The sequence below is a fragment of the Chryseobacterium artocarpi genome, assembly GCF_001684975.1.
In the GTDB taxonomy this organism is placed as follows: Bacteria; Bacteroidota; Bacteroidia; order Flavobacteriales; family Weeksellaceae; genus Chryseobacterium; species Chryseobacterium artocarpi.
This window is the reverse complement of the sequence record NZ_MAYH01000001.1, coordinates 794,128-809,521: the sequence shown is the minus strand read 5'-3', so window position 1 is coordinate 809,521 and position 15,394 is coordinate 794,128. Positions and strand designations below refer to the sequence as shown.

Genomic DNA, 15,394 nt, shown 5'->3' with positions numbered 1-15,394 from the left:
TAATTTAATTCAACAAGTTTCTTTATGAAGCGTATGAATTTATTATTTTTACCGTCAACTGATTAACTATGAAAAAAAGAATATATTGTTTATGTATTTTTTTAGCTGCCTTATCTGTAAAGGCTCAGATTGATATTCCTTTTAATCTGGTTACCCTTACAAATCACACTTCCTATTATCAGACACCACAGGACACTCTGCTTCCTACATATCAAAACGGAGCATTTATTTATATTAATCAGAAAAACGGACAACCAGCTTTCCAAAAAAAATTCAAAGAAGCTTATCCCTTTTATGGAAAATCAGCGTTGATTTTTGATACTGAAAATCAATCTTATAATGTAATAGATCGTTCAGGAAATTTACTTTTAAATAGTGGCTTTATTTACAGAATCAACAATCGTTCAACATCTGGAAAAGGTTTTTTCGGTTTCTTTATAAGCAAAGAAGACAATAGCAGTGAGTTTTTCTTTAATATGTTTGAAGGAACCTTCACTACTCAACGCAATAGTCCTTATGGTGGATATCCTGTATTATTCAAATTTCCTTTCGTAAAAAATCAGGATGGGAAATATGCTTTAAAATCCAACCATTTTGAGGTTGATAACGCAACACCTCTTGACGAAAATTATTTCATGATTGTAAAGGATGGAAAAATAGGAATTATTGATAAAGCAGGAACAATTCTTGTCCCGATTGAGTATGAAGAATCTCCAGTTGAGTATACAGAAAAAAGAGCGAAAGTTGTTAACATTATTCCTTTACGAAAAGAAAATACCTGGTATTATTATACCACACAGGGAAAATTAATTACTACGAGCCCCATGTTTTGCCATACTCTGTTATATGGGCAAACGAAGCTGGGAGTCTACCAAAAAGGGACAAAATTTGGGCTTCTTTATATCGATGGAAGTACACTTGAAAAAGAATTTGACTGGATATCTGAGGATGGACTTCTGGCAAGAGTCGGAAATGATTTCTATTTTATTTTTGAAAAAAGAATCATTCCTTATTATGTCAAAAACTGAGAGATATTCTCCTCTTTTTTATGATATTTATAGAGAACGGTTAAGGGAAGGTTAATGACCTTAACTTTCTTTGTCAGGATTTTAAATAGATTTAATTTCGTTGAGTTAATAATACTCATATGGATTTTCTTTATCTTTTTTTAACGGCTTTTGTCAGTATATTTATTTCTGCACAGAAAAGCCCTGCTGTTATTCCTTTTTCTCTGGAAAACAACTCTATTTACCTACATTGTAAAGTCAATAAAACTGAAAACGTTAAATTTCTTTTTGACACAGGAGCTAACGGATCTGCTATCAACAGTAACTCCAAGAAAAAAGTAAATCTCACCATTAACGGGAAGTCTGAAAACAAAGGTTCAAACGGAGTCAATACGGTAGATTACAGCGACCACAACACCGTACAATTCGGAGATATTGTGAAAACTGATGTTTCATTGACTATGATTCCTTATGAAAAGGCAAATTTTGATGGAGTTTTTGGTACGGATTTAATGAAAGGAAAAATTATTGAAATTGATTATCAAAAAAATGTCATCCGCTTTTATGATGAAAATGATTTGGCAATTGATTTTTCAGGATATGAAAAAATGAAACTTCACATGATCGATGATTATCCTGCTGTAGAAAGTAAAATTATGGCAAACAGCAAGGAATATTCCGGTTTTTTCGGTCTTGATAGCGGTGCAGATGATGCACTCACCATTGCTTCTCCGTATGCGAAGGAAAATGCTTTAGTTGATCAGATGAAAACCATAGGAAAGGCAACTGCACAGGGATCAGATGGTTCTGTATATGTAATGCCCGTTGTTCTGTGCCCTTCCATTACATTTGCACAAAAGTACCTTTACAACGTTCCAATTACACTTTCCGGTTCTACGGAAGGAATTGATTCTACAGAAAAAATGGCTGGATTTTTTGGAAATAAATTTCTGAAGAGGTTCAATACCATTATTGATTTTAAAAATGAGTATATCTATTTTAAGCTGAATAAACATCTGTATTCGGAGTTTGGATAATTAATATGATCTTAAAGTTTTTGCAAAGCTTTAAATCTTCTTTAAATTTCATAAACTAACTGAGTAGCATCATTTTTAATTCAACTTTTTAACAAAAATCCAGTTCAAAAAGTGTATCAAATAAATTAATAATGAATAAGTTACATTTTTTCGGATTTATTTCCTTAATTTTGCACCCCGAAAATAAGAATTCAAGTTATGAAACGAATTGGTGAGCACAGAACCCTTCTTGGAGTAGATAAGAATGTGACTTTAAAAGAGTTAAAAACAATTTACAGGAATGTAATGAAGGATACACACCCTGATAAATTTATCAATGACGAAGCTGGGCAGTTGGCTGCAGAGGAAAAAAGTAAATCTGTTATTGAAGCTTACCACTTCTTAGTAAGCATCAACCCTGAAACTCAGGAAAAATATAAAGAAGAATATACTGAAACTATTACACAGTCTAATATTCAGGATTTTTATCTTGAGAAATCGATTTTAACGGTTCAGCATTTGAATGGAAAAAGCTATGAATACATGGGTGTTCCAAGAAATACTTATATCAAAATGGTGAATGCAGATTCTCCAAGCCGTTTTGCAAGAAGACACATCTACGGAAACTTTGTCTTCAGAAAGGCTGGCGAGGCTATGGCAGACTAATTTTTTTCAATTATAATATACTAAGGCTTTCAGTTTATTCTGGAAGCCTTTTTTATTGTTTTTTAGCCACTAATGCACGAATAATTATATTTACACTACAATCCGTTTTTATATATTTTGAACCACATAGAGAAACAGAAGGTAGTGTAGTGCTTTATGCAGAGATAAGTTCTAAGGAAGATCAAGAATCTCATATAGAAGCATCAAAAAAATTCGTGCATTAGTGGCAAAACAAAAAAGCGCCTCAGAAAATCTGAGGCGCTTTCGATTAATTAAAGGTATATTTTATTTTATTTGTCTAAATGCTTAGGAGTAAATCCGTCTTCATTTAATTCTCTGTGTACATAATCAGCCTTCATTTCAGCTTCGTAGTCTACTTTAGTATCTTTACCCATTCTTCTTAAGATAGAGTCAAATAGAGAGTATACTACTGGTACAATGATCAAGGTAAGGAATAGAGACGATGTCAAACCACCGATTACTACCCATGCAAGACCTTTGTTCATCTCTGCTCCGGCACCTGTTGCCAATGCGATTGGTAACATACCAAAGATCATCGCAATTGTTGTCATCAGGATCGGACGAAGACGAGCGTGGTTCGCCTGAATCAATGCATCGTGAGTTGTTGCTCCTGCTGCTTTTCTTGCATTGGTAAAGTCAACGATCATAATCGCGTTCTTCGCAACAAGACCAATCAACATGATCATACCAAGCATTGTGAAAATGTTCAATGAATTAGCTGTCAAGGCTAGGATTACCATTACCCCGATCATCGCTAACGGAATAGAGAACAATACCACGAAAGGATATACGAAACTGTCATATAGTGACACCATTACTAAGTATACCAATACGATAGCCGCTAATAATGCAATCCCTAAGGTACCAAAACCTTCCTGCTGGTTTTCCATATCACCGCTCCAGATGTAATCTACACCGATAGGCTTTTTCTCGTTCATGAATTTAGCAGCCCATTCGTTTGCAACGTCTCCAACTGGTCTACCTACTGCTTTAGCTCTTACTTTTACAGAAGGTGATTTGTCTCTACGTTCAAGCAAACTTGGTCCTGAACCCATTTTTACTTCAGCGAACTGGCTCAAACGAACCTGTTGTCCCTGAGGGTTTGTAAACATTAGGTTTTTAACATCATCAATGGATTGTCTGTTCAGGTCTCCAAAACGGATGTTGATATCATATTCGTACTCTCCTGCTCTGAATTTTCCATCGGTGTTACCGTTAAATGCTGTCTGCATCGTTTGTCCAACACTTGAAAGATTTAAGCCTAGAGCCGCCATTTTATCTCTGTCAATATTCACCTGTACTTCAGGATTCCCTGAATCTGTAGATAATTCTGCGTCTACTGCTCCCGGAACTTTTTTCAATAATTCAAGGATTCTTGTTGCTTCTTTTACTGCTGTTGCATTATCCGGAGCTGTGACTACCATTTCGATCGGAGCATTTTCCGCACCCATGATACCAATTGGAGCTGTTTTAAATTCTACTCCTGTAAATTTCTCTTCTAATGCTCTCTTTACTTTTGCAGCTTTGATGTTGGTACTTTCAGAACGTTCAGATTTATCTGTAAGGTTTACCTGAACTTCAGATTGGTATGTTGTTGCCTGAGCTCCACCAAAACCTGTTGACTGCTGTCCGACTGTTGTAATCAAGTCTACAACGTCTTTATCATTTCTTAAATACTTTTCAACTTCAAGCGTTAATTGGTTTGTTTTCTCAACAGTAGCATCTTTTGAAAGCTCCATTTGTACCAGGAACTGACCACGATCAATCGGTGGGAAGAATTCACCTCCAATGAATCCAAAGATTACTAATGAGAATGAACTGATCAAAATAATAAACGTGATGATCACTGTAGAAACTCTTCTTAACGTTGTTTTCAGACACCATTCAAGAATATCAGTTACCCAATGAGTGAACCCGTCAATTAATCCTTCAAACCAAAGAATGAATTTTTCAAACCAGTTTTTACCTGTTAAATGCTCTAGTTTACCAAATCTTGATGATAGCCAAGGGATGATGGTAAATGAAGCTAATAATGATAGCATTGTCGCAATAACTACCGTGACGCAGAACTGAGCCAGGATGTTTGCCACAAGACCTGAGCTCATCGCAATCGGTAAGAATACCACCACAATTACCAATGTAATCGCAGCAACGGTAAATCCGATCTCAGAAGCTCCGTCGTATGCTGCTCTGATTTTACTTTTACCCATCTCCATGTGACGGTAAATGTTCTCCAATACCACAATCGCGTCATCCACAAGGATACCTACCACAAGCGATAGTCCAAGTAAACTCATTAGGTTTAGAGTATATCCCATCAGGTTCATCCCAATGAACGCTGCCACCAATGAAGCTGGGATAGAAACCATTACAATAAATGCGTTTCTGATACTGTGAAGGAACAATAGCATTACAATTGCCACAAGAATAATCGCCAGGAATAAGTCGAAAATTACGTGGTTTGCAGATTCAAGGGTAAATTCTGTAGTATCGTTTACGATTTTTACTTTTACTCCCTGAACTTTATAGGCTGCTTCTACAGTTTTAATCGTTTCCTGAACACTTTCAGATACAGCCACCGCGTTGGCATCAGACTGCTTTTTCACCTGCATTAAGATCGTCGGAAACTGGTTGAATCTTGCTACTTTTTCAACATCTTTCTGAGAGTCAAAAACGGTTGCAATATCAGACAAACGTACCTGAGCTCCATTTTTATTGGAAACTACAAGGTTGTTCATTTCTTCTGTTGACTTATACTTTCCTGATAATCTGATCGTAGATTTCGTAGTTCTCGTTTTCAGGCTACCCGTAGGGAAATCTAAGTTTGAAGAAAGAATTGCCTGCTGAACATCTCCGATTGAAAGTCCATATCCCTGCAATTTCTTCTCATCAAGATTCACCTGAATTTCTCTCTCCTGTCCACCTACAAGATCAACCTGAGCTACTCCATTTACACGGGAGAAGATAGGTTCAATCTTTTTATCTAATAAGTCATAAAGATCCTTACTGTTCAGTTTATCCGATGAAATACTCATCGTGATAATTGGTAAATCATCTAGGGAGAATTTGTTCAGTGACGGTGCTTTTACGTCATCCGGAAGATCTGCTAAAATTGCGTTTACCTTTCTCTGAGCATCATTCAATGCAAAGTCTACATCGGCACCATCGTTCAGCTGAACCATGATTACGGATAAACTTTCATATGAAGAAGATTCTACTTTTTTTACGTTCTCCAAGGAACCTACGGCATCTTCAATCTTTCGGGTGACGGAGGTCTCCACCTCTGCAGGTGAAGCTCCCGGGTACACCGTGGAGATGGTTACCATGTTGGTTTCAAACTTCGGAATCAATTCGTATCCCATGAGCGTATAACTCAGGATACCTCCCAGCGTCAGAATTGTAAATAATACAATTACCAGCGAGGGTCTTTTAATCGATATTTCTGCTAACTTCATAAATCGTCTACTTTATAATGTTCACTTTAGATCCGTTGTCCAGGTTGATCTGTCCGCTGGTTACTACTTGCTCACCATCGTTCAGCCCGCTTAACACCTGTACTTTATCTCCGTAAACTTTTCCGATAGTTACTTTGATCAGTTTAGCAACTCCATTCTGAACAACGAATAGCTGTCCTGAACTTACACCGTTTACAAACGCTTCTGCAGGAACTGTAAGCATATTCTGAGTTTCTGCTCCGTTGTTGGTTTTAAAGGTAGCCGTTGCATACATACCAGCTTTTAAGTTTCCTCTGTTCTGAACTTCAATTTCAACCGGGAAATTCAATGAAGCATCACTCTTAGGAGCAATAAATGTAATTCTACCCACGAAAGAATCTTCAGGTAAAACGTTTACTTTAATTGGAACTTCCTGACCCAACTGGATTTTTCCGATCTGGCTTTCATCTACTAACACAGAAAGCTTTAAGCTATTGATATTAACGATTTCAAACATCGCTGTCCCAGGAGAAACTACTGTTCCTGGTTCAACCATTTTTTTGTTGATTGTACCACTGATTCCTGCACGAATGCTTGTATCGTTTACTTTTACACCTTGAGCTCTAACTGCTGCCTGCATGTTTTTCAGCTGTAATCTTGAATTATCAAGCTGTTGTTTTGTAACTCCACCTGTTTTGTATGCGTTTTCGTAACGTTGGTTATCAATAATCGCGTTTTGTAAGTTATTCTGAGCTTGTGTAACATCTACCTCGATAGCATCTCTTTTAATTGTTGCTAAAACCTGTCCTGCCCCTACTCTTGAACCTTCTTTTACCAAAACATTTACGATACGTCCTGAAATTTCAGAAGACTGATTCATTTCCTGCTTTGGAAGGAATGTTCCGTTTGCTGAATAATCAGTATCTATATTTTCTCTGGAAACGGTTACGACATTTACGTTGATTTTATCAACCTGCTTAGCAACCTCCTTTACTTCCTGAGTCTGTTTCTCTTTGTTACCGGCAATCTTATACGCTGCTAACCCTACAAGTACAGCGGCTACGATGATATATATTAAAGTTTTTTTCATTGTTTATTATGGGTTTTGTAATGTGTTTAACTCTCCTTTTGCTTTCATCAACTGAATTTCAGCCTGCTTATAATCTAATAAAGCATTAGCATAATTTTGTTTTGCTTCAGTTAAAGAATTATCTGTATCTAATAGATCTGTAAGGGTTGCTAATCCATATTGATAGTTAGATTGTGTATTTGCCTGTACTTTTTCTGCCAATGCCACATTATCCTTCATACTCTGAATATTGATTAAAGCATTTTCCATATTGGTCGTAGCATTCTTATAATCTAAATTCAAGGTTAGCTGTGTATTTTCAATATCCTGATTCAGATCCTGAATATCGATTTCAGCTTGTTGGATCTTAGATTTTGTAGCTCCACCCGTGAAGATTGGAATGTTTACATTTAATCCTACAGATGCCGCATCACTCCAGTTTACACCATTACTGATTCCGTTGAACCAAGGGAATTTTGTCCCCATTCCGTACCATCCGTAGTTTGCCTGAAGACTTACTGTAGGATAAAGGAATGCTTCTGTCGCCTTTTTATTAAACTGTAGAAGCTCCATTTGCTTTCTTAGAACTTTCACTTCAGATCTGTTATCTAAATTGATTTGTCCAGCGATAAGCTCCGGTTTTGGCTCTATAGTCTTTTCTTCCAATTCAATAGAAGAGTCCATTGGCACTCCCATATAGAATTTAAGAGAGTTTTTAGCAAGTTCTACCCCATTTACTAGCTTTTGCTTATTGGAAGCGATATTGGTAAGCTGAACATTTGTTCTGTCCAGATCAATAGGTTTTGCTAAACCATTATCTACAAGACTTTTGATAACATTTCTTACTTTTTCAGTATTCTTATAGCTTGTTTCCAGTGTTTTCAGGTTTTCTTCCTGTACAAATACATTGTAATAAGCAGTTGCTACGTTTACAATGATCTGCTCATTAGTCAGCTGAGAGTTTAATACATAAAATTCTCTTGTGGATTTTGCAGCTTTTAGACCGATGAAAACTCTCTGATCAAACAACGCCTGATTTAAAGTTGCAGAAATGTTTGAGTTCCATGGCTGTCCCATTTTGAAAATGTTTCGCTGTCCCATGATCTCTACTACCGTTTCCTGAATAATCGGGTTATAAGAAACACCTCCCGCTACACTGATCTGTGGAAGAGCTCCGGCTTTAGCCTCATCAATCTTATATTCGGCTTTTTTAACCTGTAAGGCTGCTTTTTTAGCTTCAGCCTTATTCTGGAGTGCCTGTTTAATGGCTTCCTGCAGAGTAACCTGCTGCTGGGCAGACACCGATGAAAAACCGAAAATCATAAATGCTGCAGCTATCCCAATCTTTAGCTTTTTAGCAGTTATACGTTTTCTATTCATAATTTTATACTTCGTTTATTTCTTATACTGTTTTTTGCTATTATTTCATTTTCAATGACGAATCATTTTCAGAAATACTTTAGATCTTTCTAGTTTTTAAATAACATATTGATAATGATTTCTTTTCTCTCTGAAATAATCTTATCATACTCTTCATCACTGATCATCAGATTTTCCATAAAAAGCGGTCGTATTGCACTTGGGAATACTAATAAGGAAACCATATTCAGAATAAACTGAACCGGGCTTGTTTTCTCGATATTTCCCAATTCCATTTCTTTTTCGATATCATTGTACATTTGCTGTAAGATATCTTCTTCAATTTCTCTTTGATGACAAGTTCCTTTATTGATCTGAGAAACGATATAAGTTTCCAAATACGGATATTGAAGGCTTGTAGAAAGGCTGCTTTCTATAAATTGACTGATCTTCTCCTTAAACGGAAGATCCGCATTCTGAATAATCTTTGATTTCTCCTGCTCTACTTTCTGAGCTTCATCAAAAATGATTTGGATCAGTTTGTCTCTTGATCGGAAATAATAATTAATAAGGGTTCTATTTACTCCAGCTTCATCTGCAATCTCCTGCGTAGTAGCATCAAATTTTCCTTTCACAAAGAATAATTTCTTCGCTGTCTCCTTGATCAATTCCTGTGTTTGGTCTTTTTTTGCTTGATTTGACATTTTTGTTAAACAAATTTGTGCAAATTTAAACCGAATTTTATTTTTGACAAAATTGTTAAACAAAAAAATTAAACAAAATTGTTATGATTTACATCATGTTTTGAAATAAAGTATAGAATTTTTACGCGTAAATCGTTAAAAGAAATTATATAAACTCCTTTATTTAGATATTCAAATAATAGGCAGCAAGTGTAGATAAAGCAAAAGAGCAGAAAAAATTCTGCTCTTTTATTTTTATAATAATTTGATTTTGTCGTCTGAAATATCGATGATTTTATCTTTATAAAGTCCACCAATGGCTTTTTTGAAGTTTTTCTTGCTCATTTGAAGTTCATCTTTGATCTCCTCAGGGGAAGACTTATCCGATACATAAAGAATACCATAATTTTCTTCAAGTTTATCAAGGATTTTTTGCTTGAATTCATCAATATTTTCAAATCCTTCCGGCTGAAGGGAAATATCAATTTTCCCATCTTCACGAATTGCTTTAATATATCCTTTCTCTTCTGACAATGGATATAATTTTTTGAAAACATCAGAAGCATACACCAAGCCGATATATTTTTTATTAATCACCACATTCCATCCCAGTTCACTTTCATTCATCATGATAAGATCTACTTTATCTCCTTTTTGGAACGGAAGATCTTCATATTGTGGATTTCTCTTGAATTTTGTAGTTCCTGTAATCAGCTCCATATCTTCATCTACATAGATATAAACAAGATATCTTTTCCCTTCAATGATTTTTGTTTTCTGCTGTTTATAAGGAATAAACAAATCTTTAATGATTCCCCAATCCATAAACGCCCCACTTGGAAGACTCTGTACACAGCTCATGACAGCAAATTCACCTACTTCTGCCAAAGGAATTTCAGTAGTTGCTTTTAATTTATCATCATCCTGATATACGAAAACTTCAACATACTCACCTACTTCCTGTTCATCACGAATGAAGATTTTAGGAAGAAAAGCTTTTTCACTGGATTCTTCATCTTTTAAGATCCATCCTGAGTTAATTTTTTCTGCGATTTGTAGTGCCTGAGTTTTTCCGAGTTGCATTAATGATAAAATTAGCTGACAAAGGTACGGAAATTTGAAGATTTTAACCTATTTAATACATCCAAGAATCATTTTATCTTTCATACAGCTTTTAAAACCAGTACATTTGAATAAAAAAATACCTAAAATCATGAAAAAATATTTAATCTTATTCTCTTTTCTATTCATTTTTACCTCAAATGCACAAATATTAGAAAGGACAGCTCTAAATGTTTCCTATCGTTATACCGGGAGAAATGTTCTTCAAGCCGGATTGCAATTCAAACTTGGGGATTCAAGTAATAAATCATTGATTTTGGGACCTTCAATACTTTACACACGCATCAATGAAACTAATAAATTTATTCCAGAAGCTAATGTTTATTTTATCAATAACGGACAGCTATATGGTGCTTCCTTCAATCAATATGCTATAGAGCCAAGAATTGGAATATCCATATTCAATATGTTCTTTCTGAACACTGGATATGCATTCCCAATACATAAGGACAAATATTTTAAAGGGATTACTTTCGGGATACAGTTTAATATCGCTCCTAAAAAAAGCAGTTTCTATGATAATCTGAAGATGATGTAACTTTATTCTAAAAGTATAATTTCAACCACATAGATTAATAAAACCACTTAGAAATTCATTACTGCATTCATAGCAATTATAAAAATTTTATATCATTAAATTTTCAACACAAAAAAAAAGAGAAGTTCATCACTTCTCTCTGTATATTATAATCTGGAAATATAATTCATCAGCTCACGTTTGCTGCTTTCAAAATCAAAAGCATCATATACTACAAAATATCTGTCTTTATCTAAACAATTTCGATACATAGATTTTGCCAGTGATAGTTTGTTTTTATCAAAACTTAACGATTTTACCAGATCGCGTATTTGTGTTGCAGTAAACATTGAGTTTTTCATCTGCTGATTAATTAAAGCAATCTTACCATCATCAAAGCTTTCATTTTTCTTCATCATATCAAAAAAACGACGGAATGTATTATTATCCATTACATTGCCTTGGCTTCCCCAATTTCCAGGGTTATTTCCGTAAGGATTATTCCATATATCATTCCAGTCATTAAACCCATATTGCCCTTGAACAGGATATGAATCTAAAAGATACAAGCCTTCATTGGTAAAAAAGTCTAATACCATTCTGCTATTATTACGCAGCATTAATGAGCTTCTATAAATTAAAAATCCGTTTTCATAGATTGAAACAGGTACCCTTCCTGATTGAAGATCAAAAAAACGAAATTTCCCGGAGCCGTTAGCAATCATCTGATCTCCAACTTCAACGGTAAAGAACCCTTGTTCAGGAACTCGTAGAAAGACTTCGGCATATCCATAATTTCTATTCCATTGATAGCTAGGATTTTTAATTCTGTTATTTTGATTTCCTGAATTTCGTTCAAAGGTTTTATTTCTAAAACCGGAAGAATTTTGCGACTGCATTTCAGAGGTTGACGCCTCATTTCTCAGCAACTCTCCTGCTTTTCCTGCTTCTTGTGCAAATGAACTGATACCTGCTAAAATCATCAAACCTATAAATATTTTTCTCATACTTATTTTTTCAGAATCAGTTTCCATTTTTATGCCAAAAAATCAGTATTGAAGAAATTTACTTTGTAAAAAACATTTTTCTTTTTTGCCACTAATGCACGAATGAAATTAGTTAATCTTCATATAACTTTATAAAACAAAAGAGGCTGACTCAAAAATGAGTCAGTCTCTTTATTATTTCAATGATTAAATTTTAATCAAATATTACATATGGATAGATCTTTTTGCCGTAGCATCTAATGCAGCTTCTTTAATAGCTTCTGCATATGTTGGGTGAGCGTGAGAACTTCTTGCAATATCTTCAGCGCTTGCACGGAATTCCATAGCAATTACTCCTTCAGCAATAAGGTCAGCAGCTCTTGCTCCAATGATGTGCATTCCTAAGATCTCGTCAGTTTTCTCGTCAGCAATAATCTTCACAAGTCCGTCTGTATCTCCACTTGCACGGCTTCTTCCTAATGCTCTCATTGGGAAAGAACCTACTTTGTAAGCTACTCCTTCTTCTTTCAATTGCTCTTCAGTTTTACCTACACCCGCAACTTCTGGCCAAGTATATACAACACCAGGAATTAAGTTGTAGTTGATGTGAGGTTTTTGACCTGCTAAGATTTCAGCAACAAGAACTCCTTCTTCTTCAGCTTTGTGAGCAAGCATAGCACCTTTAATAACATCACCGATTGCATAAATGTTTGCAACGTTAGTCTGTAAATGGTCATTTGTTTTTACTCTTCCTCTTTCGTCAAGCTCTACACCAGCTTTTTCAAGACCAAGACCATCTGTGTAAGGTTTTCTACCTACAGAAACTAAACAATAATCTCCTTCTACTACGACTTCTTCTCCTTTTTTATCTTTAGCTGTGATTTTTACAGTATCTCCATTTCTTTCCACTGCAGAAACTGCTGTAGAAAGCATAAACTTCATACCTTGTTTTTTAAGAACTTTAGTTAACTCTTTACTTAAAGCTCCATCCATTCCAGGGATGATTTTATCCATGAACTCAACTACCGTTACCTGAGCTCCTAATCTTAGGTATACAGAACCTAATTCAAGACCAATTACACCACCACCAATTACTACTAAGTGCTTAGGAACCTCTTTAAGGTTTAATGCTTCAGTAGAAGTGATTACTCTTTCTTTATCAAGAGTGATAAAAGGAAGTGAAGACGGTTTAGAACCCGTTGCAATAATGGTATATTTAGATTCGATCGTTTCAGAAGAACCGTCTTTTTTAGTGATTTTAATCTGAGTAGCAGATTCAAAGCTTCCTAATCCTTCAAAAACAGTGATTTTGTTTTTGTCCATTAAGAAATTGATTCCTTTAGTTGTTTGATCTACAACTTCATTTTTACGCTCAATGATTCTTGCAATATCTACTTGTGGCTCATTGATGATAATTCCGTGACCTGCAAAATTGTGTTTTGCATTTTCAAAATGCTCAGAGCTGTCAAGAAGTGCTTTTGACGGAATACATCCAACGTTAAGACAAGTTCCGCCTAAAGTTGAATATTTTTCAATAATTGCTGTTTTGAAACCTAACTGTGCTGCACGGATAGCAGCTACATAACCACCAGGACCAGAACCTATTACGGTAACATCGAATTGACTCATGTTATTTTATGAATTTGTTTATTATTATCTATCTTAAGTCTCACAAATTTACATATAAATTACCAAGCACCAAAGTGAGTTTTATCAATTTTGAGATCAAAAAATTTTAAATACCTTAAGGCGGTTATTAATCTACCTTTACCTTCCCGCTTCCTATTTCACCTGTACTTTCAAAAAACGAGCCTCCATACACATACCATTCAATACTTTCAAGATATTCAATAGCGTTTTCCGGAGTTATATTTGGGCGGTCTTTTTTTGAAACAATTCCCTTGAACCATCTTCCTGATTTGGAATAGTGCTCATATTCAACAAAATAATGAATCCATATTCTTTGGCATAATTTACATTGTTGAATGCTTACTTCTCCATGTCTTCCGTTAGTATGATCTATACCTAATTCTGAACTTCTGTATTCAGTATAATTCGAATCAGGTTTTTCACATGCGCATCCTATTTTGGGGATTTTATTCATTGATCTTTATTTTATCGGGTCCAAATCTAAGAAAATAAAGCCCCATAAGACAAATCTGACAATTCTACTTCACTAAATCCAGTAAAACTTTCTCGTATTTGTCTAATATAATATTCTTTGAAAATCTTGATTTAATAGAATTTCTTATAGCATCACGATTATAATTCTGCTGCATGACAGTGATTATTTTCTGTGCGAAATCCTCATAATTCTCAATATTACCAATTTCACCATTCACATTATTCTGAATGATCTCATTAATTCCGCCGGGGCAATTATTGGCTAAAGAATAAGTCCCACAGGCTCCTGCCTCCAGTAAAACATTAGGAAAGCCTTCGTATCTTGAAGAAAGAATAAAAAGATCAGCATATTTTAAAAACTGATAAGGGTTTTCCTGTCTTCCATGGAAAATGACATTTTTTAACCCCAAAAATTCCTTCATCTGAAGCAAAACTTCTTTGTCTTTCCCGTCACCCAGAATGTGAAGCATAATATTTTTGTTCTTAAGTCTTGAAAATACTTTCAACAGGTTATCGAATCCTTTTCTGGCAGAAAGATTCCCGATGGCTACTACATTTTTATAATTATATTTAAAACCCTCTGGCTTTACAGCTATACTCAGCTTTTCATCTATAAAATCAAAGTCAACCGGATTATTGATCTTGGTAATTTTTTTCTTTTTGATATTAAAATTACTTACCAGATCTTTCATCATATCATCACTCTGTGCAATGATTTTCTGATAGTTATTGTAAAAATTATAGAAAAACCTGATTTCCTTCCGGGTAACATGCTGGCTGACAACATTTGTTTCTCGGGCAATAAATTTCGTCCTTGGAAAAAGCTTGATAAATAATGATAAATAAGCATTCACTTCTCCAAAACCTGAAAATACAATATCAGGTCTTCTTCTATAGATTTCTCTTAAAATAGGTTTTAATGAATGTCTGATTCTTTCAGTATTGATGTCTATAATTTCTACATCTTTTTTCAGGAAATTAAGATATCCGCCCTGTTTACGCAACAACAAAATCTTAGGCTCAAAACGATCCCTGGAAAGATGATTTGCAATGGTGGTAACTATTCTTTCTGCACCTCCGGTTTCTAGGTCCGGCAGAATAAATATGACAGATATTTTTTTCATCAGTTAAAGTTACTAAAAAGTTTCATTATCTTTCAAATATTGGAGTATTGAAGATTTTCTATTTCTAAGTATCTTACAACAGATTTGTCATTGTGTAATCTTAAGGTAGAGACATAATTTTAAAAGGTTTGTGAACGCTAAGACACAAAAGCAAAAAGGCATAAGGATTTTATATCCGATAAAATTTCATACTGCTAAAACATGCTTTTAATAGCCACGAATTCACGAATAATTATATTATGCATAAATTTAAGTAACTTCTTTTT

The 15,394-nt window shown here is 34.8% G+C and carries 13 protein-coding genes; 4 read left to right on the top strand and 9 right to left on the bottom strand.

What is annotated here, in order from left to right:
- Positions 1-68: 68 nt before the first annotated feature.
- From BBI01_RS03565 to BBI01_RS03555, 3 genes are all read left to right on the top strand, one after another.
- Positions 69-1,028: a WG repeat-containing protein gene (locus tag BBI01_RS03565; protein ID WP_065393287.1), complete on the top strand. Its 960-nt coding sequence runs from the start codon at positions 69-71 to the stop codon at positions 1,026-1,028.
- Positions 1,029-1,147: 119 nt separating this feature from the next.
- Positions 1,148-2,044 carry a retropepsin-like aspartic protease gene (locus tag BBI01_RS03560; protein WP_065393286.1) on the top strand — a complete coding sequence of 299 codons (897 nt, stop codon included), beginning with the start codon at positions 1,148-1,150 and terminating at the stop codon, positions 2,042-2,044.
- A gap of 198 nt (positions 2,045-2,242) precedes the next feature.
- Positions 2,243-2,689: a KTSC domain-containing protein gene (locus BBI01_RS03555; RefSeq protein WP_065393285.1), complete on the top strand. Its 447-nt coding sequence runs from the start codon at positions 2,243-2,245 to the stop codon at positions 2,687-2,689.
- Between the two features lie 290 nt (positions 2,690-2,979).
- Here BBI01_RS03555 and BBI01_RS03550 read toward each other — a convergent pair whose 3' ends face one another.
- From BBI01_RS03550 to BBI01_RS03530, 5 genes are all read right to left on the bottom strand, one after another.
- Entirely contained in the window at positions 2,980-6,165 is a 3,186-nt protein-coding gene (locus tag BBI01_RS03550; RefSeq protein ID WP_065393284.1) for an efflux RND transporter permease subunit, read from the bottom strand.
- Positions 6,166-6,172: 7 nt separating this feature from the next.
- Positions 6,173-7,234, bottom strand: a complete 1,062-nt coding sequence (locus BBI01_RS03545) for an efflux RND transporter periplasmic adaptor subunit (RefSeq protein ID WP_065393283.1) — start codon at positions 7,232-7,234, stop codon at positions 6,173-6,175.
- A gap of 6 nt (positions 7,235-7,240) precedes the next feature.
- The gene (locus BBI01_RS03540) at positions 7,241-8,593 is read right to left on the bottom strand and encodes a TolC family protein (protein ID WP_065393282.1); all 1,353 of its coding nucleotides are present in this window, start codon (positions 8,591-8,593) and stop codon (positions 7,241-7,243) included.
- A gap of 89 nt (positions 8,594-8,682) precedes the next feature.
- Positions 8,683-9,276, bottom strand: a complete 594-nt coding sequence (locus BBI01_RS03535) for a TetR/AcrR family transcriptional regulator (protein ID WP_065393281.1) — start codon at positions 9,274-9,276, stop codon at positions 8,683-8,685.
- Between the two features lie 234 nt (positions 9,277-9,510).
- Positions 9,511-10,338: a CvfB family protein gene (locus BBI01_RS03530; protein WP_065393280.1), complete on the bottom strand. Its 828-nt coding sequence runs from the start codon at positions 10,336-10,338 to the stop codon at positions 9,511-9,513.
- A 130-nt stretch (positions 10,339-10,468) separates the two neighbouring features.
- On the opposite strand from BBI01_RS03530, the gene BBI01_RS03525 reads away from it, so the two are divergent.
- On the top strand, positions 10,469-10,915 hold the full coding sequence (locus BBI01_RS03525) for a hypothetical protein (protein ID WP_065393279.1): 447 nt from the start codon (positions 10,469-10,471) through the stop codon (positions 10,913-10,915).
- A gap of 146 nt (positions 10,916-11,061) precedes the next feature.
- On the opposite strand, the gene BBI01_RS03520 is transcribed toward BBI01_RS03525, so the two are convergent.
- The 4 genes from BBI01_RS03520 to BBI01_RS03505 all read right to left on the bottom strand — a co-directional run bounded on the left by BBI01_RS03520 (position 11,062) and on the right by BBI01_RS03505 (position 15,128).
- On the bottom strand, positions 11,062-11,901 hold the full coding sequence (locus BBI01_RS03520) for a proline and serine-rich protein 1 family protein (RefSeq protein ID WP_065393358.1): 840 nt from the start codon (positions 11,899-11,901) through the stop codon (positions 11,062-11,064).
- A 204-nt stretch (positions 11,902-12,105) separates the two neighbouring features.
- Positions 12,106-13,509 carry a dihydrolipoyl dehydrogenase gene (gene lpdA, locus BBI01_RS03515; RefSeq protein WP_065393278.1) on the bottom strand — a complete coding sequence of 468 codons (1,404 nt, stop codon included), beginning with the start codon at positions 13,507-13,509 and terminating at the stop codon, positions 12,106-12,108.
- Between the two features lie 127 nt (positions 13,510-13,636).
- Positions 13,637-13,984 (bottom strand): hypothetical protein, encoded by a 348-nt coding sequence (locus tag BBI01_RS03510; RefSeq protein WP_065393277.1) that lies wholly within the window; start codon positions 13,982-13,984, stop codon positions 13,637-13,639.
- Between the two features lie 64 nt (positions 13,985-14,048).
- Positions 14,049-15,128: a glycosyltransferase gene (locus BBI01_RS03505; protein WP_065393276.1), complete on the bottom strand. Its 1,080-nt coding sequence runs from the start codon at positions 15,126-15,128 to the stop codon at positions 14,049-14,051.
- Positions 15,129-15,394: the final 266 nt, after the last annotated feature.